Annotated in this window: 19 protein-coding genes and 1 pseudogene; 11 read left to right on the top strand and 9 right to left on the bottom strand. The window is 59.7% G+C overall.

The annotated features are described in order from the left end of the window. Nucleotides 1-112 precede the first annotated feature (112 nt). The 7 genes and pseudogenes from B5527_RS47895 to B5527_RS31260 all read right to left on the bottom strand — a co-directional run bounded on the left by B5527_RS47895 (nt 113) and on the right by B5527_RS31260 (nt 5,420). Nucleotides 113-628 (bottom strand): cytochrome P450, encoded by a 516-nt coding sequence (locus B5527_RS47895; protein WP_425305038.1) that lies wholly within the window; start codon nt 626-628, stop codon nt 113-115. Nucleotides 629-801: 173 nt separating this feature from the next. Further along, nucleotides 802-1,185, bottom strand: a complete 384-nt coding sequence (locus B5527_RS47890; RefSeq protein WP_425305037.1) for a hypothetical protein — start codon at nt 1,183-1,185, stop codon at nt 802-804. A 292-nt stretch (nt 1,186-1,477) separates the two neighbouring features. After that, a pseudogene (locus B5527_RS31275) lies at nt 1,478-1,587 on the bottom strand (dodecin family protein); the annotation flags it as partial. After that, nucleotides 1,575-1,973, bottom strand: coding sequence for a cytochrome P450 (locus tag B5527_RS47455; protein WP_338065139.1), 399 nt, complete (start codon nt 1,971-1,973; stop codon nt 1,575-1,577). The gene B5527_RS47455 and the pseudogene B5527_RS31275, both read right to left, overlap by 13 nt. Nucleotides 1,974-2,130: 157 nt before the next feature. Beyond that, nucleotides 2,131-2,832 carry a hypothetical protein gene (locus B5527_RS46755; protein ID WP_245332815.1) on the bottom strand — a complete coding sequence of 234 codons (702 nt, stop codon included), beginning with the start codon at nt 2,830-2,832 and terminating at the stop codon, nt 2,131-2,133. Between the two features lie 157 nt (nt 2,833-2,989). Further along, nucleotides 2,990-4,201, bottom strand: coding sequence for an ABC transporter substrate-binding protein (locus tag B5527_RS31265; protein ID WP_079604942.1), 1,212 nt, complete (start codon nt 4,199-4,201; stop codon nt 2,990-2,992). Nucleotides 4,202-4,235: 34 nt separating this feature from the next. Continuing rightward, the gene (locus B5527_RS31260; RefSeq protein WP_245332344.1) at nt 4,236-5,420 is read right to left on the bottom strand and encodes an acyl-CoA dehydrogenase family protein; all 1,185 of its coding nucleotides are present in this window, start codon (nt 5,418-5,420) and stop codon (nt 4,236-4,238) included. A gap of 125 nt (nt 5,421-5,545) precedes the next feature. On the opposite strand from B5527_RS31260, the gene B5527_RS31255 reads away from it, so the two are divergent. The 4 genes from B5527_RS31255 to B5527_RS31240 are packed head-to-tail and all read left to right on the top strand — an operon-like array spanning nt 5,546 to nt 10,645. Beyond that, nucleotides 5,546-6,319, top strand: coding sequence for a FadR/GntR family transcriptional regulator (locus B5527_RS31255; RefSeq protein ID WP_172842725.1), 774 nt, complete (start codon nt 5,546-5,548; stop codon nt 6,317-6,319). A gap of 60 nt (nt 6,320-6,379) precedes the next feature. Then, on the top strand, nt 6,380-7,189 hold the full coding sequence (locus tag B5527_RS31250; protein ID WP_079604939.1) for an enoyl-CoA hydratase/isomerase family protein: 810 nt from the start codon (nt 6,380-6,382) through the stop codon (nt 7,187-7,189). Between the two features lie 8 nt (nt 7,190-7,197). After that, entirely contained in the window at nt 7,198-9,441 is a 2,244-nt protein-coding gene (locus tag B5527_RS31245; RefSeq protein ID WP_079604938.1) for an acyl-CoA dehydrogenase, read from the top strand. A gap of 10 nt (nt 9,442-9,451) precedes the next feature. Next, the gene (locus B5527_RS31240; protein WP_079604937.1) at nt 9,452-10,645 is read left to right on the top strand and encodes a CaiB/BaiF CoA transferase family protein; all 1,194 of its coding nucleotides are present in this window, start codon (nt 9,452-9,454) and stop codon (nt 10,643-10,645) included. Nucleotides 10,646-10,677: 32 nt separating this feature from the next. On the opposite strand, the gene B5527_RS31235 is transcribed toward B5527_RS31240, so the two are convergent. Continuing rightward, entirely contained in the window at nt 10,678-11,250 is a 573-nt protein-coding gene (locus B5527_RS31235) for a MarR family winged helix-turn-helix transcriptional regulator (protein WP_245332343.1), read from the bottom strand. Nucleotides 11,251-11,447: 197 nt separating this feature from the next. On the opposite strand from B5527_RS31235, the gene B5527_RS31230 reads away from it, so the two are divergent. From B5527_RS31230 to B5527_RS31200, 7 genes are all read left to right on the top strand, one after another. Continuing rightward, a complete protein-coding gene (locus B5527_RS31230) occupies nt 11,448-11,759 on the top strand; it encodes a hypothetical protein (protein ID WP_079604935.1) in 312 nt (103 codons plus the stop codon). 38 nt (nt 11,760-11,797) lie between these two features. Then, complete coding sequence (locus tag B5527_RS31225; RefSeq protein ID WP_079604934.1) at nt 11,798-13,117, top strand: Rieske 2Fe-2S domain-containing protein; 1,320 nt, start codon at nt 11,798-11,800, stop codon at nt 13,115-13,117. Between the two features lie 111 nt (nt 13,118-13,228). Next, nucleotides 13,229-14,176 carry a PDR/VanB family oxidoreductase gene (locus B5527_RS31220; protein ID WP_079607647.1) on the top strand — a complete coding sequence of 316 codons (948 nt, stop codon included), beginning with the start codon at nt 13,229-13,231 and terminating at the stop codon, nt 14,174-14,176. Nucleotides 14,177-14,205: 29 nt separating this feature from the next. Then, entirely contained in the window at nt 14,206-15,426 is a 1,221-nt protein-coding gene (locus tag B5527_RS31215; RefSeq protein WP_079604933.1) for an ABC transporter substrate-binding protein, read from the top strand. Nucleotides 15,427-15,536: 110 nt separating this feature from the next. After that, entirely contained in the window at nt 15,537-16,826 is a 1,290-nt protein-coding gene (locus tag B5527_RS31210; RefSeq protein WP_079604932.1) for a CaiB/BaiF CoA transferase family protein, read from the top strand. Between the two features lie 38 nt (nt 16,827-16,864). Next, nucleotides 16,865-18,019 carry a thiolase C-terminal domain-containing protein gene (locus tag B5527_RS31205; RefSeq protein WP_245332342.1) on the top strand — a complete coding sequence of 385 codons (1,155 nt, stop codon included), beginning with the start codon at nt 16,865-16,867 and terminating at the stop codon, nt 18,017-18,019. After that, on the top strand, nt 18,016-18,501 hold the full coding sequence (locus B5527_RS31200; protein WP_079604930.1) for a Zn-ribbon domain-containing OB-fold protein: 486 nt from the start codon (nt 18,016-18,018) through the stop codon (nt 18,499-18,501). Before B5527_RS31205 ends, B5527_RS31200 begins: the two co-directional genes overlap by 4 nt. Before the next feature lie 425 nt (nt 18,502-18,926). Here the strand turns inward: B5527_RS31200 and B5527_RS44735 are convergent, their stop codons facing one another. Continuing rightward, nucleotides 18,927-19,232: a hypothetical protein gene (locus B5527_RS44735; RefSeq protein ID WP_154072624.1), complete on the bottom strand. Its 306-nt coding sequence runs from the start codon at nt 19,230-19,232 to the stop codon at nt 18,927-18,929. Nucleotides 19,233-19,255 lie beyond the last annotated feature (23 nt).

Genomic DNA, 19,255 nt, shown 5'->3' with positions numbered 1-19,255 from the left:
TGACCTACTCGAAAAACTTGCGGCAACTCGCCAGCAAGGTGATTAGGGGGAATTGCGGATGATCCTAGAGCGGCGGATAAGGCAAAATTGACAATGCCTATCCTTGCCGGTCCTATCGCAGGAGTAGTGGCAGATTGAGCGGGCCGCGGAAACCGAATCCGTGCCAGCGCACGCTCGCGGGATCAAGCAAGGCCATGTTGGGGAAGCGCTCGAAAAGCATTGGCAGCAGGATGGCGCCAACGGTTCGCCGCGACAGGTGCGCGCCCGCGCAATGATGCGGGCCGTTGCCAAAGGCCTGGTGAGGGTTGGGCTCGCGCAGCCCGTTGTAGTTCTCGCTGTCTTCGAAGACCTCCTCGTCCCGGTTGGCCGACGCCTGGATCGTCATCACGGTGTCGCCCTTCGGGATCAAGCAGCCGCGAATCTCCGTGTCCTCCATAACGAGCCGTGAACTCGCCTGGATCGGCGCCACCCACCGCACCCCTTCCTCGAACGCGGAGCGCCATTTGCCCCCTGCGCGCACGGCGTCAAGCTGATCTGGATTGGTCAACAGGCCGTAGAGGATCGTCAGCAGGGCGTCGCGCGGCTCGTTGATGCCGCCGCCGATCGCGATCTTCACATTGGCGATCATCTGGCTTTCTGGAATCGGATTCTTTGCGTTCACCATGAAGGAGAGCGCTGAGGAATCCGGTTCGGCCCGCACGCGTTCGGCGTTGACGCGGATACATTTGTCCATCTCCGCGTTGGCGATGTCGGTCGCATCGAAAGGCCCCGGTGTCCAGCCAAAATTGCCGGCACCGTCGATCAGCGTCTGCGACCATCGCTGCATGTACTCATCGTTCGCGTCCGGAACGCCCATCGCATGCGCCAGAATCCGCGCGGCAAGCGGTCCTGCGAGAGCGGGAAAGAGATCGACCACCTCACCGCGCGCAGCCGGTCGAGATACGTTGCGGCCAGTTTCGCATACTTCGCATACAGCGGCGCCCAAACGGATTCGATCGTCTTCGGCATCAGGGCCGGCATCATCGCCATGCGTTCGGTCCGGTGCTCGTCGTGGTCCTTGCGCATCAGCGTATGAGCGAGAAAGGCGCGCTTCATGGGCGTGTTCGGGTCGTCGGAGCTGAATAACGCCGCATTGTCCTTCACGTATTTGGTGTCGGCCGCCTTGGTGAGGAAGGTGCGGCCCACCGATTTGACCCGTAATACGGGCGCTTCGCGTCTGAGGCGCCTGTAGATCGGATAGGGATCGCGGGTGAGCTCCGCGATCGTGATGGTCTCGTCCAGGGGGCCAAGCTCGCGGTCAGCATGGGATGATCCTGTTGGATGCGGGCCAGCATGTGCCGGACCGGAGGATAATGGCAGGCGCGAAACAGCGCAATCCCGCCGGCCACCCCAATGGCGGGGGCGAAGCCGGCGCGCTCCTCCTCGCCAACCGAATGCGAGAACGATAGGGACAATCGCGCCAGCGTCTTTCCCCCCGCTACTCGTCTAGTGTGAATCCAACTCGCAAAGTGACCTGATAATGTCGGACAGACCCATTTTCGATATGGCTCTCATTTGCACGACTTCGAACCATTTCATTTCGCGAACGTAGGGGTAGCCGTCGCTTCAGACGCCTTGAAGCTGATCGGCAACCGTTTCAGGCCTCCTAGAAAGGACGTCTCGATCCAGGCAGGTTCACCGGCGAGCGCGATCGAGTTGACCCGCGTCAGCAGTTCGCGGAAGAAAATCACCATCTCGATCTTGGCGAGGTACATTCCGATGCAGGCGTGGATACCGAAGCCGAAGCCGACATGGCGGTTTGGATTCCGATCGGCAATGAAGGAGAACGGGCGCTCGAACGCATCGTCGTCCCGGTTTGCCGACGGATACGCCATCATGAGATGATCGCCCGGCCGAATTGTCTTGCCACGAAGCGTGTAGGTTTCGGTTGACGTCCTGAAGAAATGCTTGACCGGCGAAACCCAGCGAACCATCTCATCGACCGCGACCGGAATCAGATCCGGGTTTGTCCTTAGTTTGCGCATTTCGTCCGAGTTCTGAATCAAGGCAAGCAAGCCGCCGGCCAGGGTCGCGCTGGTGGTGTCGTGGCCAGCGCTTGCCAGCGCGACAAAGTAAGATGAGGCCTCGAACTCACCGATCAGGTTTCCGTCGACTTCGGCCGTGGCGATCAACGTCGCCACATCGTCTGTCGGATGGCTGCGACGCTCTCTTGCAACGCTGCGAAAGAAATCCATGTAGGCGATGGTCGCACCGATCAAATCCGCGCTGCATCTCCGGGTCGCCGCCTCCGAAATAGGCCCGTGTAATGTCGAGCAGATGCTGACCGTGTTCGTCGGGGATACCAAGTATCAGCATAATAACCTTCAGCGGATACCTGACCGCGACATCATTGTAGAAATCGCACGCTCTGCCCCGCGTGAGCATACGGTCGACGCTTTCGCGGGCGAGCCTCATGTCCTCCTCGAGCAGGCGCACTTGCTTGGGTTGAAACCAGGCATGGGTGAGCTTCTTGTACTTGGAGTGGTCGGGATTATCCATTTGGTTGATGGCGCGGACCAGCATAGGGCGCCCGCCCATGGCTTCCTTCACCTTGGATTCGAATTCGATCGAGAGCAGCTTGGTGCGCGGCGCGTTGATGAACTTGTCGTTCTGCTTCTCGATTTCCAGGACGTCCTTGTGCTTCGAAACAGTCCAGAACGGACGGTAGCTGTTCGGCTCGGTCCAATGCACCGGGTCTTCGCGGCGCAGCATCGAAAACAGCGCGTGCTGTTGCTCAAGGCTGCCGTAGGTCTTGTGGCTGGCGATCGCTTCATCGACCTGGGAATCCTGCATTACGTTTCTCGCTGACATTTTCTATCGACGATTAGTGCATCTGCAGAACAGGTTTGATAGCCGTACCGATCTCCATCCCGTCGATCGCGCGATTGATCTCATCAAATCGGGAGATATGATCAGTTCTCGGCCGCCCGAAATAATTCTAGGCTAGGCTTCATTCGGCCGACAGGACATCGTTCGACAGCGTCCAACTTGCTCCATCAAATATCGCGATCCGCAGCGTTTTAAACGGTGTGTAGTCGTCAGGTGTTGTGCTTAGCGACACCCCCGGAAGCATCATGGGAAGACGTTGACCATGGAGCGAGGTCGCCTGGCTGAGAAGAGACTCTCGCGTGAGCTGGTCTCCGCAACGTTTCAGGACGAGAGTTACGGCATGGACGTTCATGTAGGCTACCAGGACCGAATAGTCGTCGGGATTGGCTGAGGGCGCGTACTTCAGGAGAAATTCCTTGTAAGCCTTGACTTCCTCGTCATTGCTCCAGGCCGGATCGCCCGGCTGCTTGAGAAACTGCGTCGTGACCAATCCCTTCGACGCATCGAGACCTGCGGGCTTTAGCACGGTTTCGACCGACGCCGCCGAGCCGCCGATGACGTGAAGAGGGGTCCAGTTCAACTCATGGACCTTGCGGATCGATTGAGCCGCAGCCTTTGCGGAGGATTGCTCGATCAAGGTATCAACCCCGGCCGATTTGAGCTGAACGATCTGGGAGTCGATTGTTGGATCGGCGATTTCATAGGACACCTCCGCAATGATCTGCGAGGCCTTCGATCCGAGCCCGGCGCGCAGACCTTTGAGATAATCCTTTCCAAAGTCGTCGTTCTGGTAAAGTACGCCGATCCTGGCGTCCGGCTTCGTCTTCAGAATGTACTTTGCGATGACTCTGCCTTCCGTTTCGAAGTCCGGATAGAGCGGCACGGTCCAGGGGAAAGTCTTCGGATCGTTAAAGCGCCGTCCTCCCGCCGTGATGAACAGCTGCGGTACCCGCTTGCCGTTCAGATATTTCTGAATCGCGACATTCGGTGCCGTGCCGATTGTGCCGACCTCGGCAAGCACGCCTACGTCCTCGACGAGTTTCCGCGACTGCTCGACGGCCTTAGGTGCGCTGTAGGCATTGTCCAATTGCGTGAACTTGATCTTGCGGCCATTGATTCCGCCCTGCTGGTTCAGCATTTCGAAATAGCCGACGACGGCGCGCCCGGCACCGGCACCGAATGACGATGCCGGACCGCTGAGCGGCGTCGACTGTCCGAGATTGATCTCCGTGTCGCTGACGCCGGGGCCATAAGCCTTTTGTGCCCACGCCGATGATGCTGCAAGCAGGGCGAATATCGCGAATGCGCCCCAGATCGAATTGATGCGGTTCAAATTTATCTCCTCCCCGATACTTTTTATTTTGTTTTTACCGTAGCAATTCGCGGGCGATGACCACGCGCTGAATCTGATTGGTTCCTTCGAAGATCTGCGTAAGCTTGGCGTCACGCATCATGCGTTCGACCGGGTAATCCATGGTGTAACCATAGCCGCCGAAGATCTGAACGGCGTCGGTCGTGACCTTCATTGCCATGTCGCTGCCAAAGCACTTGGCCATGCTTGCGAGCACGTTGAGCCGCTTCCAGTCGCCGGCATCGCCGGCGCGTGCGCATTCGTAGACGAGGGCGCGGGCCGCCTCGATCTGGATTGCCATGTCGGCCAGCATGAACTGGATGCCCTGGAATTCCGAAATAGCCTTCTTGAATTGCTTGCGTTCTTTCGTGTAGGCGATGCAGACATCGAGGGCGCCCTGCGCCAACCCGACAGATTGAGCCCCGATGGTCGGCCGGTTGAGGTCAAGCGCCCGCATCGACGCCCGAAACCCCTTGCCTTCCTCCCCGACGAGGTTCTCCGCAGGTACCCGGACATTATCGAAGAAGATCGGTGTGTTTGGTGCGCCGCGAAACCCCATCTTTCGCTCATGGCGCCCGAAAGTGACGCCGGCCATCCTCTTTGGTTCAATGATAAACGCGCTGATACCGTCAGCGCCTGGGCCGTCGCCGGTCCGCGCCATAACGATAATGTAGTCGGCCGCAACACCATAGCTGCACCACTGCTTGCGGCCGTTGAGGATGTAGCAATCGCCGTCTTTCCTGGCGCGTGTGTTTATGGCGGTAACATCAGAGCCAGCTTGCGGTTCGGAAATCGCAATTGCGGTGACAACGCCGCCGCCAGCGATGATGGGCAGATATTTTTTCCGCTGCTCTTCTGAGCCGAAGTGCAACAGCGGCATGATGAACATCGAGTTAAGACCGGCGATCGAGGCGCAAGCAGGCGAGACCTTTGATATTTCCTCGCGAGCGATGCAGACCATCGTCAGATTGCCGTTCGGACCGCCATACTGCTCGGGCACCCACAGCTGCATGAGGCCCATTTCACCAAATAGCTTGACGATCTCCGTAGGGAATCGGTCGGTCGCGTCGATCTCGGCGGCGATCGGCGCCACGTGCTTGGCCACCATTTTTTGAATGCTGTCGCGGAAAGCATTCTGCTCCTCAGTGAAGCTCATGGCGATTCCTCGTCTTTTTCGCAGGAAGCAAAAAAGCGCTTCCATTAAATGGGTGAACCATTTAATAATTACGTCCCATGACAGGCAAGTCAAGACCCAGCGCGCCAGGCCGCCCTCGAACGGCTCCGCTCAATCGGCGCAACCGCGCTCCGGATCACCGCGTAGCCGGCGTGACGGCTCCCGTTACATTTCGGCCAATCCGCACGCGCCGCGCCTTCGAGGAAATCTGCGAGCGGATTCGCGAGCAGCTGGCGCTCGGTGTCCTCAAGCCGGGAGACAAATTGCCGCCGGAGCGCGAACTCGCGCAACAGCTCGGGGTCAGCCGCAATGTCCTTCGTGAGGCGCTGCGAAGCCTGGAAATGGCGGGCATCCTCAGGCTACAGAAGGGTGTCAAGGGCGGCGCCTTTATTCAGGAAGGCGATACCAGCCGCATGAATGAGGTCATGCGGGATATGCTCAGTCTCGGAACCATCTCGGTGAGAGAGCTGTCCGAGGCGCGAATCAATGTCATCGATCTTGTGGTTCGGCTTGCCTGCGTCAATGCGCGGCAGCGCGATTTCGAGGCCCTGGAAGCCAACATCGAGAGGACAGATCTCGCGACGCACGAAGGACGATTGCTCGATCGGGTCGAGTGCTCTCGTGAGTTCTACAAGCTCTTGGCCGAATCGACCGGCAACAAGGTCATCGCCATGATCACGAACTCGGTCACCGAAATTCACATGCGCTTCGTGTATGCCAAGGTCGCCTCAAGCGGCGCGGCGACGCCACGGCTCACGGACAAGCGCAGGCAATTCCTTTCAGCGTTGCGTGCGCGAGACGTTGCTGTGGCGACGCGGTTGATGCGAATTCATCTGGAATCGGTCCAGCGGATGCTCGAATCGGATCCTGGCTCGATGTCGCTTCATGTAGCGTTGGCGGAAGTGCAGCCGGCTGTGCGGCGCTGAATTCTTCGAAGCAAATCCGCCAAAGTAATCACTCAGGACGAACGGTGTGGAGGGAAAGACATGACGAGATACGCCAAATACGAATGCCTGAAGGTAGAGATTGAAGCGAAAGTGGCGACAGTGACCCTCAACCGCCCTCAGGCGCGCAACGCCATCAATCAGAAGCTGATCCGCGAGTTACGATCAATATGGGATGATCTTGCCGACGACCACGCCGTCAACGCGGTTGTGCTCACTGGTGCGGGCGAGTTTTTCAGCGTCGGCGGCGACGTAAAGGCGATGTCAGAGCGGCCCGGGGGCGATGTTCTGGAGGAGGGTGAAGTGCATGACCCGATGATTAGCCGTCGCGGCGTCACGCGTCAGCTCGAACTCGACAAGCCGATCATTGCTGCGATCAATGGTGACGCTATAGGCCTTGCGGCTACCCACGCGTTATTGAGCGACATTACGGTGATGGCGGAAGATGCGCGCATCGGCGATACCCATGTTTCGCGTGTGGGCCTGGTGGCGGGGGATGGTGGCACGGTGATCTGGCCGTTGCTCGTCGGCATCAACAAGGCCAAGGAGTTCCTGATGCGCGGGACGTTGTTGAGCGGCAAGGAGGCCGAGAGGATCGGTCTCGTCAACCATGTGGTGCCTCGCGCGGACGTGCTCATGAAGGCGCGAGAGATTGCGCTTGAGCTCGCCAATGGGCCGACCTGGGCCATTCGCTGGACAAAGCTGTCGATCAATCAAATCCTGAAAGACAGGGTGAACATGATGCTCGAAGCGTCAATGGCACTTGAGCAGGTCACGTTCGCCACCGCCGATCACAAGGAGGCAACTTTGTCGTTCAAGGAGAAGCGCAAGCCGAAATTCGGGAAGGCCTAGTTCCTTCCATGGCTGCGACAGAGCTGCCGAGCGACGACGTCAGAACGATGCTCCGCGATTCCCTGCGGGGGTTTCTGGGCGCGCAATGGAATCCGGAGGCGGCAGCGAAGGCTTCGGGATTGGCGGAAGCAATTGCTGCGATCTGGACTGGGCTTGCCGGCCAGGGCGTCGCGACGCTTGGTCGCGATTTCGGCGAAGGGGGGCTTCGCGAGATTCTTGTGGTCATGACGGAGCTCGGCGGGTCCTCGTGCCCGGCGCCGATGTGGTCGGCCGCACTGGCCAATCTGGCGCTTTCGGGCTGTCGGGCCGAAGCCGCGCTCGATTTGCTCGAGAGACTGCATGAGGGGACGGCGCGCGTGGCGTTCTCGTTCGGAGCGCTGGATCCCGATGCCGATGCGGGCACAATTCAGCTCGCAGATGGACACGCCAGTGGCCTGTTGCGTTTTGTCGAAGTGGCGGAGAGCTGCACGCACCTCGTGGTTTGTATGGAGGATTCCTGCCTGGCCATTGTCGCATTGGATGGTCCTGGCGTTGACCTGGAGCCAACCCGGGCGATGGGCGCCTGGGGTCTTTATGAGGTTCGCCTGAAAGAAGCGCCGGCGAGCCATATCGATCTGGCATCCGGTGATCTCGATGATCGGCTGCTCGAAGGCAAGCTCGCCCTTGTGGGGCGGGCACAGGGGGCGGCCCGAGCGGCTTTCGACATGACGGTCGACTATGCGAGGGAACGAAAGCAGTTCGGGCAGCCGATCGGGAGGTTTCAGGCGATCCAGCACAAGCTCGCCAACTGCCTGATCGCACTCGAAGGGGTGCGTCTGACGCTCGATCATGCCGCGCATCTGCATGATCGCGCCGACAAGGATTGGCGCTATTTCGTTAATGCCGCCGTTGCTTTCGGATGCGACGCACTGCGGCGAGTTTCGCTCGAAGTGCAGCATACTTTGGGGGCCATCGGCTATGCCGAGGAACATCAGGCGCCCCGCCACTTCAAGCGTGTGCATCTCGATACGGTCGCACTCGGCGGCGCGGCGGAAGCGCGGCGGCGGGTCGCCACGTTCCTGTTCGACAAAGGCGGGACCGGTCTGCCGCAGTACGATCTTGGTCCCGCAGCGAACGAGTTGCGCGACCAGGCCCAGGCCTGGCTGGACGAAAACTGGTCCGGCGAACGCAAGGCGGCTTTCGACGCGAAGCCGTTCTCCAGGCGCGAGTTCGATCCTGACTTTGCGCTCGATATCGGCAAGACCGGCTGGATCGGATTGGGATGGTCAAGGGAATTTGGCGGGCAGGCGCGCAGCCCGCTTGAGCAGATCGCCTTCATCGAAACCATGGAGCGGGGCGAAGCGCCCCGGATCGGCGCCGCGATTCAGGCCAACGCGATCATGATGTTCGGGACGCCGACCCAGCAAGAGGGATACTTGCCGGAGATCCTGCGCGGCGAAGCCATGCATGGCATGGGTTACAGCGAACCCGAAGCGGGGTCGGATCTGGCCGCTCTGCGCACGCGCGCGGTGCGGGACGGCGATTCCTGGATCATCAATGGACAGAAAATCTGGACCACGACCTGGTGGGGAAAATACATGTTCCTCGCCGCGCGAACGGATCCCGAGGCAAAACCGCCGCACGCGGGAATCAGCATGTTCATCGTCCCGATGGACGCGGCCGGCATTACCATTCGGCCGGCGACCACGATGTATGACGGCACCTTTGCCAACATCTTCTATGACAACGTCCGCATTCCCTTGGAAAACATCGTCGGGGAAGTCAACGGCGGATGGAAAGTGCTCACTGGGGCGCTCGCATATGAGCGCGGCCTTGTCGGCGGCGGCATCGTGCTCAAGGTCGCTCACGCCTTCGAGCAGTTACGAAAACGCGTTATGGCGCAGACGAGCGGTGCGCGACCGCCTGGCGATGATCCGGTCGTCCGAGACAGAATGGCAACGCTCGCCTGTGAAATCGAGGTCGGTCGCCAGTTGATGGTGCATTGCGCCGAACTCGCGGCCGACGGGATCACGCCACCGGAATACGGCGCAATCAGCAAGGTGTTCTCCGGCGAACTGATGGAGCGCTTCGGCGAGGCCGCGCTCGACATTCTTGGGATGCGCGCGACACTGTCCGAGCAGATGCCGGGTGCCCTCGACAACGGCCGATTTGAGCAAAACCTCCGTCATTCCCTGATGTGGGTCATCAGTATCGGGACCAATGAAATTCAACGCAGTCTGATTGCACAACGCGGCCTTGGGCTGCCGAGATAGGAGTCGATCGATGCAAGAGGGAACCACGACAATGCCGCTCGAAGGCATTCGCGTGCTCGATTTTTCGATCATGCTGGCCGGTCCTTACTGCGCTCGGCTGCTTGCCGATGTCGGCGCGGACGTGATCAAGATCGAGCCGCCAGAGGGCGACGACATGCGGTTGCGCACGCCACTGCGCGATGGGAACAGCGCCTATTTCGGTCAACTCAATGCAGGCAAGCGTAGCGTCGCGCTCGACCTGAAAAGCGCCGATGCGATCAAGCTGGTGCATCGGCTGGTCGCGGAAACCGACATACTGGTCGAGAATTTTCGTCCGGGCGTGATGAATCGCCTTGGCCTCGGCTACGAGACGTTGCGCGAGATCAATCCGCGTTTGATCTATTGCTCAATCTCGGGCTACGGGCAAACCGGTCCCGCTTCGGAGCGGGCCGCCTATGCCATGATCGTTCATGCCGAGAGCGGCTTCGATCGTTCGCTGATGCGATATGCCGGAGACAGGGATCGGCCGGCGACCGGAGCTATCTTCGTCGCGGACGTGCTCGGTGGCATTTTCGGCTACTCCACAATCCAGACTGCGCTGGTACAGCGCGGGCGCACCGGTCAGGGCCAGCGGATTGATGTTGCATTGATGGATTGCATGCTGAACCTGCTCGTGTACGAATTGCAGGAGGCTCAGTTTCCGATCCACGCATCGCGCCCAACTTACGGTCCGGTGCGGACCCTGGATGGCGACATTTTGATCGCGCCGATTACACCCCGAAACTTCGCCGCACTTTGTGAGGTGACCGGACAGGCTGAACTTAACGACGACCCCCGGTTCAATACCGTGCCGGCACGGGGCGCCAACTGGACCGCGATGATGCAGGTCATCGAACAGTGGACCCGGCGCCTCACGGTGCGCGAATGCATAGCCGCGCTTGACAGGGCCGGGGTTCCTTCCGCGGTATACCGGGATCCCGGTGCGGCACTAACTGACCCACATCTGCTGCAGCGCGGCGCGTTCGCGACGATTGCGGATGCAGCGGGCGAGTTCGTCGGAGTCAATGCGCCCTGGAAGATGTCAGGCGCGCACACTGCCATGAAGCGCGAAATACCCGGTGTGGGCGCACACCGGGACGAGGTGCTTTCGCAAGCCCTCGGCATGTCTACCGAGGCGATCGCCGGACTCGCAGAGGCGGGCGCATTCGGAAAGGCGAGGGTCTGAGCCTATCCCGGTTGCGCCATTGACGCAGGACTTCAATCTTCCGATGGCTCAGTCGAATCCGACGGGGGAGCCTTGGCGATCGCCAGCAGACATTTGAGGAAATGCGACCGATCTTGCTTGCGTAACGGTGCCAGCATGAGGTTTTGCAACTCGGCAGTGGCGGGGATGACATCCAAAAGTGCGGCTTCACCTTTGGCCGCGATCTGAACCTGGATCGACCTGCGATCCTCCGCGTTGTTCTTTTTTGAAATCAGTTTCCGCGCCGCCATCCGCTTGAGCATTTCGCTGAGCGTATTGCGGTCGCAACTGATGCGTTCCGCGAGAACCGAGGGCGTGAGGGGACCTTGTTGATACAATGCGATCAACACGCCGAACTGCCGCGGGGTAATTTCGCTCTGACGCGTTACATTTTGATAGAGCACGTCGTACCGGGCTTCGAGCAGCCGAAGAAGAAACCCTATGCCGCCCTCCAGCTGCCAATTGCGTGCAATGTCGGCAGCCGAAGCAGATTTCATTCCCTTGTCGGCTGACATGCCTTTCGACCTGAGCTGGGGTCCATCTGACGTGAAAATTGCCATGCCGATAGCCGTTAGCAGCTTGGCCATCGACCCTCAACCCCGCACCAAGCGTGAGCGGTCGAACCCCGCGGACGCGCCGAGTCGTCGGGCGCGTCCCCCAGCCCTCACGCAGCGCAAAATTCGCTAACTAGGCGGGCGTTTCTAGCTTGCAGAGCTCCGATTATTAATATAATACGTATACGTAAGAAGAGGCCGGACAGCAATTTGGCTGCTGGGAGGATGGCGTGGATCTGCGCGAGCTTTTGTCGGTTCCTTACCTGCTGGAAGCCGAAGCCGTCGAAACCGACGCCGGCAAATGGCTCGTGCGGCTCGACTATCCCGAACTGCCCGGCTGCACCGCAGAAGGTTTCGTCGTTGAGGACGTGCTCAAAGAGCTCGAGCAGCGACGGATCGAAATGATCGTCAGCCTTGTGGAGGTGGGCAAGGAGCCTCCCATTACCCGAAAACCGCTCGCCACGTCAGACCCGCTTTGGACCGTTCGTGATCTGGGATTGTCGGCCCGGGTCGCGGCCCTCCTGGGAAGCGCGACGAAATAGATCCCTGAATGCGCTGCTAGATTCGACGGAGGAAGATCATGCTTTCGCACGAAGACAACGAAAGATTAGTGAGGGTCGGAAAGGGCACGCCCCTTGGAGACCTGTTCCGGCTTTACTGGATTCCTTTTCTACCCTCGGCCGATCTTGTCAACGACGGACAGCCGAAGCGCATCCGGCTGCTAGGGGAGGATCTGGTCGCATTCAGGGACACCGAAGGTCGGGTCGGTCTGGTCGACCAGGCGTGCCCGCATCGTGGCGCGCCGCTGATCTTTGGGCGAAACGAAGATTGCGGGTTGCGCTGCGTCTACCATGGCTGGAAATTCGATGTAACGGGCGCTGTGACCGATATGCCGGCGGAGCCGGCCCGCAGCCGCCTCAAGGAGCGCGTCAGGATCAAGGGTTACCCCTGTCAGGAGCGAAACGGGATCGTCTGGACCTATATGGGTCCGGACGCCGCCAATCTTCCGCCGCTGCCAAATCTGGAATGGAATCTGGTCCCGCAGGAGCAGGTTCACATCTCGTTGCGGGTCCAGGAATGCAATTGGCTGCAGGCCGTCGAAGGCGAAATCGATTCCGCCCATGCGCCGTTGCTGCATGGACGACTTGACGCCCAGGGTACGACCAGCGCCTGGATTCAAAAGCGCGACCTCCGTCCGACGTTTGAATGCATCAAGCAGGATTTCGGGATGAGCATCGCCGCCAGGCGGAATTACGATGCAAATACCCTGTACTGGCGGGTCAATCAGTTCCTGCTGCCGTTCTACACACTGGTCCCGCCGCTATCCCCGTTCCCGGATCTAAGCGGGCATGCCTGGGTGCCGATAGATGACGAGAACACGCTCTGCATCATGTTCTCGTATCACCCGTCGCAGCCATTAGCGGAAAAGACGCGCAAGATCTTCGCAGAGGGACACAATGGCCGTGAGAGCGGTCACGCCAGCCGGCACTCGCTTGTTCAACATCCCGTAACGGTGCCGTACGCGAATTACTGGACGAAATACAATGCGCAAAATGGATTCCAGTTCGACTACGGAGCGCAGCAGACAACCTGGTTCTCGGGATTACCCGGGCTGTGGGTACAGGACGGCGCGTGCCAAAGCGGCGTTTCGCCGATCTTTGATCGCACCAAGGAGAATTTGTGCTCCAGCGACACCGGCATCGCGATGACACGGCGGTTGCTGCTCGAATCGCTCGGAGCCTATCGCGACCATGGCACCAAGCCAAAAGGCGTGACCGAACCTGATGTGTTCATGGTGCGCGCCGTGTCCCTGCGATTGCCGCCGGAAGATTCCTGGGTCGACGTCGGCGCCGAGTTCATGCGCGCGCAGCTTGGCGCCGATTTCGGGTACGACGTGTGACCTCATCAGACCGCCAACCGAGCAACCGTCGCATCAACCGGGCTCTTGGAGCCCGGAAGCTTCGCTTCGGCAGGCATCAAGGCATGGATGCCGTCCATGCATGATAGCCTGATGCAGGTTCGGGTTAAGCGGATCAGCTTTGAGGCTGACAACATTCATTCATACGAGTTGGTGAATCCGGCTGGTGGCGACCTGTCGCCGTTCACGGCGGGATCTCACATCGACCTCCATTTGCCTAACGGGATGATCCGCAGCTACTCACTTGTGAACCATCAAGGCGAGCGCAACCGGTACGTCATCGCGGTCAACAACGACGTCGCCAGCCGAGGTGGCTCCAAACTGATTCACGAAACCGTGCGGGTGGGAGACATTATTACGGTCTCACATCCCCGGAACAATTTTGCTCTGCAGGAAGATGCGGAATATTCGGTCCTGATCGCGGGCGGCATCGGAATCACACCTTTATTGTCGATGATCCGCCGGCTTGAAGTGCTCGGTCGTTCCTGGGAGCTGTTTTACGCGGCCCGGACTCGCCTCACCGCGGCGTTCCTTGACGAACTGAAAGCCCTTCGACCCGACGTTCACCCGAATCTACACCTGAACTTCGACCAGGAGCCGGACGCTCGCATGATCGACCTCTCCTCGATCGTCAAGGCGGCACTTCCCGACGCGCATCTTTATTGCTGCGGCCCGGTGCCGATGCTTGAGGCGTTCGAAGCGGCTGCGGCCGGTCGGCCCGCCGGCCACGTGCACGTGGAGTATTTCAAGGCCAGGGAAAAACCGGCAGCGGAGGGTGGGTTCGAGGTGAAGCTGGCGCGGAGCAACCGAACGATCGCCGTTCAAGCCGGCCAGACGATCCTGGACGCGCTGCTGGAAGCCGGAATTTCCGCGAATTACGCCTGTACCGAGGGTGTCTGCGGCACCTGCGAGACGCGGGTCGTCGAGGGGATCCCTGACCATCGGGATCTGTTTCTCAGCAAGGAGGAGCAGGAGGCCAACAAAACGATCATGATCTGCTGCTCGGGCTCAAGGTCGCCCACACTCATCCTGGATATCTGAACGCTCAATCAACAATTTGCGGAAGAAACATGAAAAACCTGCCACGCATACTGGGAATATCCCTTCTCGCACTTTGTGTATCGTCGCCCGGCTTAGCCGAGACGCGATCCATCAAGATAGGCGTGCTTAATGATGCTTCCGGCCCTTATTCCGACAATGGAGGCGAGGGATCGGTCACGGCTGCAAAAATGGCAGCCGAAGATTTCATGAAGCAGCACCCCGACTTCAAGGTGGAGATTATAGCGGCTGATCATCAGAATAAGGCAGACATTGGGGCTGGCATCGCGCGTCGATGGGTCGATCAGGACCACGTGGATGCGGTTGCCGATGTGCCGAACTCAGCGGTCGGTCTGGCGGTGAACGAAGTCGTTCGCGGGACCAAAGCAGCGCTGATCGCCTCAAGCGCGGCCTCGTCCGATCTCACGGGGAAGTACTGTTCTCCTAACACGATCCAGTGGACTTTCGACACATGGGCCGCGTCTCATACCATCGGGGACTATCTCGTCCGCAACGGTGGCAAGAAATGGTACTTCATCGCCACTGACAATGCGCTGGGCAAATCCATGGTTCGCGATGGAACGTCGGTGATCAAGGCCAGCGGCGGGTCCGTGGCCGGGGCGGTCAATGTACCGATCAACAACGCCGACTATGCTTCCTTCATACTGCAGGCGGACAGTTCAGGAGCCGATGTGATTGCGTTTGCCACGGCCGGCGGCGATACCATCAACCTGATCAAGCAATCTTCCGAATTTGGGCTCAAACAGAACGGGCGCACTTTTGCAGCGCTGCTGACGACGACCAATGACGTGGAATCGAGCGGCCTGTCCGTGGCACAGGGGCTCATCATCACACAGCCGTTCTACTGGGACCTGAACGATGCGAGCCGCGCTTGGTCGGCGCGGTTTAGTGAACGGCAACATAATCAGTCACCGACTGCGTTTCACGCCGGCGTGTATTCTTCCGTGCGCGCTTACTTGAATGCGGCCTTGGCCGCTGGGACAAACGACGCACCGGCGGTTATCCGGAAATTGAAGGAAGCGCCCATCGACGATGATCTGTTTGGACCGGTGGTTATTCGTCCGGATGGACGCGCCATTCACAACATGTACATTTTGAAGGTGAAAGCGCCTTCCGCTTCTCAAGGCAAATGGGATCTGCTGGAGCAGGTAGGCGTCCTGACCGGACCCGAAGCATTCCGTCCCCTCAATGAAGGCGGGTGCTCTTTGGTTGAGCCGCCAAAAAACAACTGATTCGAAGATTGCTGATGTGACAGCTGAAGGCGGCCGTCCCGAAGCGGTGCGCTTGATCTCGGAAGTGCAGGCGATAGAACCTATGGGCGATAAAGGGCGAGGATATTGAAATGCTGGAACAGCTTGAAGCGGAGTTTCCTGAACACGAGCCCCGTCCCTCCGACGCGCCGAAGGCGCTCGAAGGGATACGGGTGGTCGATTTCTCGCATTTTATCGCCGGACCGTTTGCCACGATGATAATGGCCGATATGGGAGCCGACGTGATCAAGATCGAAGCGCCCGGCCGGGGTGACGATCTTCGTCGCTACCCTCCCTTACACCCCGGCCTCATGCACGGCGCTCCGTTTCTCTGGAACAATCGCAACAAACGCAGTGTTGGCATCGACTTGAAGTCGCCGGAGGGCCTGCAAATCGTGCGTGAATTGATCGCTACCGCAGACGTGGTCGTCGAGAATTTCTCGACGGGAGTCATGCAGCGTCTGGGCATCGACTACGACAGTTGCCGCAAGCTCAGGCCGGAGATCATTTACTGTTCGGTGTCGGCCTATGGTCGCGAGGGCGCGTTTGCGGATCGGCTCGGATTCGATCCGATCGCGCAGGTGGAGAGCGGATTCGTTTCCATGAACGGTTACGCCGATCGCGAGGGCGTTCGTGCGCTGTCCCCGGTCATGGATATCAGCACGGCGATGATGGCATGTAACGCGATACTCGGCGCGTTGGTCGCGCGTGAACGAAGTGGCCGAGGTCAAGCCATTGAGGTCTCTTTGTTCGATAACGCCGTGCTGATGACCGGTTACGCCACCCTGCAGCACCTGTTCAGCGGCGTCGATACGCAGCGGCATGGCAACACCAGTCCGGACACCTGTCCGTCGGGCGTGTTCGAGGCGCAAGACGGCTCTTTTTACATTAACTGCGGCAACGATAAGATTTTCCAGCGCCTGATGTCGCAGGTGATTGACCGGGCCGACCTGGCGTCGGCTGAGGTCTACGGCACGGGACCCGATCGAATTCGCCGTCGGGATGAATTATTCGCGATCCTCGGCGAGGCGTTCGCGCGGCAGCCCTGGTCGTACTGGCAGCCGCGGATGCGGGCAGCCGGCGTGCCGTGCGGACAGGTGCGCACCGTCGGCGAGGCCATTCGTTCGCCGGAGGCAAGAGAGCGCAAACTGGTCAGCCGAATCCCTCACCCGAAGGCGGGTTGGATTCCGAATGTCAGGTTGCCAATTCGCTACTCGCGTACCCCGGTCGTGGATCCCGTTGCGGCTCCAGCGGTTGGTCAACACACGGACGAAGTTATCCGCGAGATCCTCGGCTATGATGAAGACCGTTTGGCGCTTCTTTCCGAAGCCGGTGCGTTTGGCGACCAGGCGTGGCTTCGTGCGTCGGAGGATAAATCGTAATGGGCGGAACGAGGACAAGTCGCACGCTGAGGGGGCGCGTGGCTGTCGTTGGAATTGGCGAGACCGAGTATTACCGCCACGGTGCTTCACCTGATCCCGAATTCAAACTTGCGCTGAAGGCTATCCTGTCGGCTTGCCAGGATGCTGGGCTTGATCCGCGCGAAATTGACGGATTCGCATCCTACAGCGATGACCGGAGCGAGGCCTCCCGGTTGGCTGCCGCCCTGGGCACACACAGGCTCCGTGCCGCCACAATGCAGTGGGGCGGAGGAGGCGGTGGCTGCTGCGCCGCCGTTGCCAATGCGGCCGCTTCCATCGTCGCGGGTCTCGCGGACTGCGTGGTCGTGTTCCGCTCGCTTAATCAGGGACAATACGGCCGTTTCGGGCAGACGACTGGGATCGATACCATCTCGGGGGAAAAGGCTTATCTGATGCCTTACGGCGTCCTCGCGCCGCCGCAGCGCTTCGCGATGCGGGTGCGGCGCTTCATGCACGAGCACGGCGTCCGGCAGGAAGCCATGCGTGCGATCGCCCTTGCATCCTATCACCATGCGCAAGTGAACCCTCGCGCCGTGATGTATGGCAAGCCGCTGGATGCGGCAAAATATGATGCGTCGCGCTGGATCGCCGAGCCCTTTCATTTGTACGATTGCTGCATGGAAAACGACGGTGCCGCAGCCCTCGTGCTGGTTTCCGAGGAGCGCGCAAAGGAGTTCCGCCAAAAGCCGGTTTACGTGCTCGGCGCGGCCTTCGGATCCGGATATCGCACGGGAGCCATACCGCACAATTCGCCACTCTACGGGAGCGCGAGCTTCGATACGGTCGCGCCGGACCTCTACCGCATGGCCGGCCTCGGCCCCTCCGATGTCGGGGTGGTCCAATGCTATGAGAATTTTACTGGCGGCGTGGTGATGGCGTTGGCCGAGCATGGCTTCTTCAAGCCGGAAGAGGCCAATGATTTTCTCACCCTGGAAAATCTGCTCGCGCCTTCCGGGCGTCTCCCGCTCAACACCAGCGGAGGCAATCTTGCCGAATGCTACATGCATGGTTTTGAGTTGGTGCTCGAAGCCGTGCGTCAGGTGCGGGGCACGTCGACCAACCAGGCGCCGCGGAATGATGTGGCTCTGGTGATCGGTGGTCCGATGGTCACGCCTGTCAGCAATCTTCTTCTCGGCTCGGATGCAACGCTATGAGCAACACCACAAACCCGTCTTATTTTCCTTTGGGCCTGCCAATTCCAGTGGCCGAGCCGGATGGCTTGTCGGCTCCTTATTGGACGGGGTTGCGCCACAACCGGCTACTCGTACAGCGCTGCAACCACTGTCAGACGTGGCAATTCGGACCGGAATGGCTGTGTCACCGCTGTCACGCCTTCGATCCCAAATGGACTGAGGTCGAACCGCGGGGCCGCATCTTCAGTTGGGAGCGCGTCTGGCATCCCTCCCACACGTCGCTCAGGAATCACGGACCCTACATCGCCGTGCTTGTCGAGTTGCCGCATGCCGATGGCGTGCGCATGGTGGGCAATCTGTTGGGCGACCCAATGCAGGCAGTTGTGATCGGAACGGAGGTTGAAGGCGTGTTCGAGCATCATCGCGATTCGGATCCGCCATATAGCCTTCTGCAGTGGCGAATGCCCTTGAAGACCGCCCATTTTGAGCGTTCGGTCACCTGAATCTATAAGATTTTGCCGAAGATGAAGTCAGTTCGCGACTGATAAGAAAAATACAAAAACCTTATCAGTCAGTCTAAAGGAGCGTTCCATAAACACTCGATGGACGAACGGCCGCTGTTGGCGCAAAGCGGCCGTTCGACGAAACTTGGATGCGTGCTGAGTCTGCTTAAAGCGTCGACGTTAGCATCGTGCCAGGGAGGGCGGAGGTTGACGGGATGGGCCACCTCATCGTCGGGGGACCAATATCGGTGGTAGCTTGAGATCGAGCGCCGTGGCGGCTTCTAGACTAATTACCGGATCGTACATCAGCGATCGTCAGCCTACGAAATTCGGCGCGATGGCCGCCGGGTATCGAGTCTCCGGAGGCGGACGGGTCGCCAGTGGCGCCGCCTCCTAAGCCAGAATACCGGCGTCCTAGCGGGGGCTCATGCATGCTTGATCAAGTTATGGACCATGAGCGGACCGCCGAACTGTGCAAGTCGGCCTTGGGTGAGGCTGCCGAGGTTTATAGCCGAGAAGCCAAGCTTACCCACGAGGTCGGCCACCTGCGTGTTTGCCTCTGCGTCGTTACCCGACAAAAAGACGACGCGATGTCCACCGTCCTTGACGGGATCTGCGGCCAACACGGCGGCTGGCAGCGTGTTGAAGGCCTTGACCAAAGGCTGATCGGTTCGATCCGACGGGAATGCGTTGACCACGTCATTGTATACAGCGAACGCCACCTCCGTCACCTACTGCTCTCGTACATGAAATA

The organism is Bradyrhizobium erythrophlei, assembly GCF_900129425.1.
In the GTDB taxonomy this organism is placed as follows: Bacteria; Pseudomonadota; Alphaproteobacteria; order Rhizobiales; family Xanthobacteraceae; genus Bradyrhizobium; species Bradyrhizobium erythrophlei_C.
This window is presented reverse-complemented; position numbering and strand designations above follow the sequence as displayed.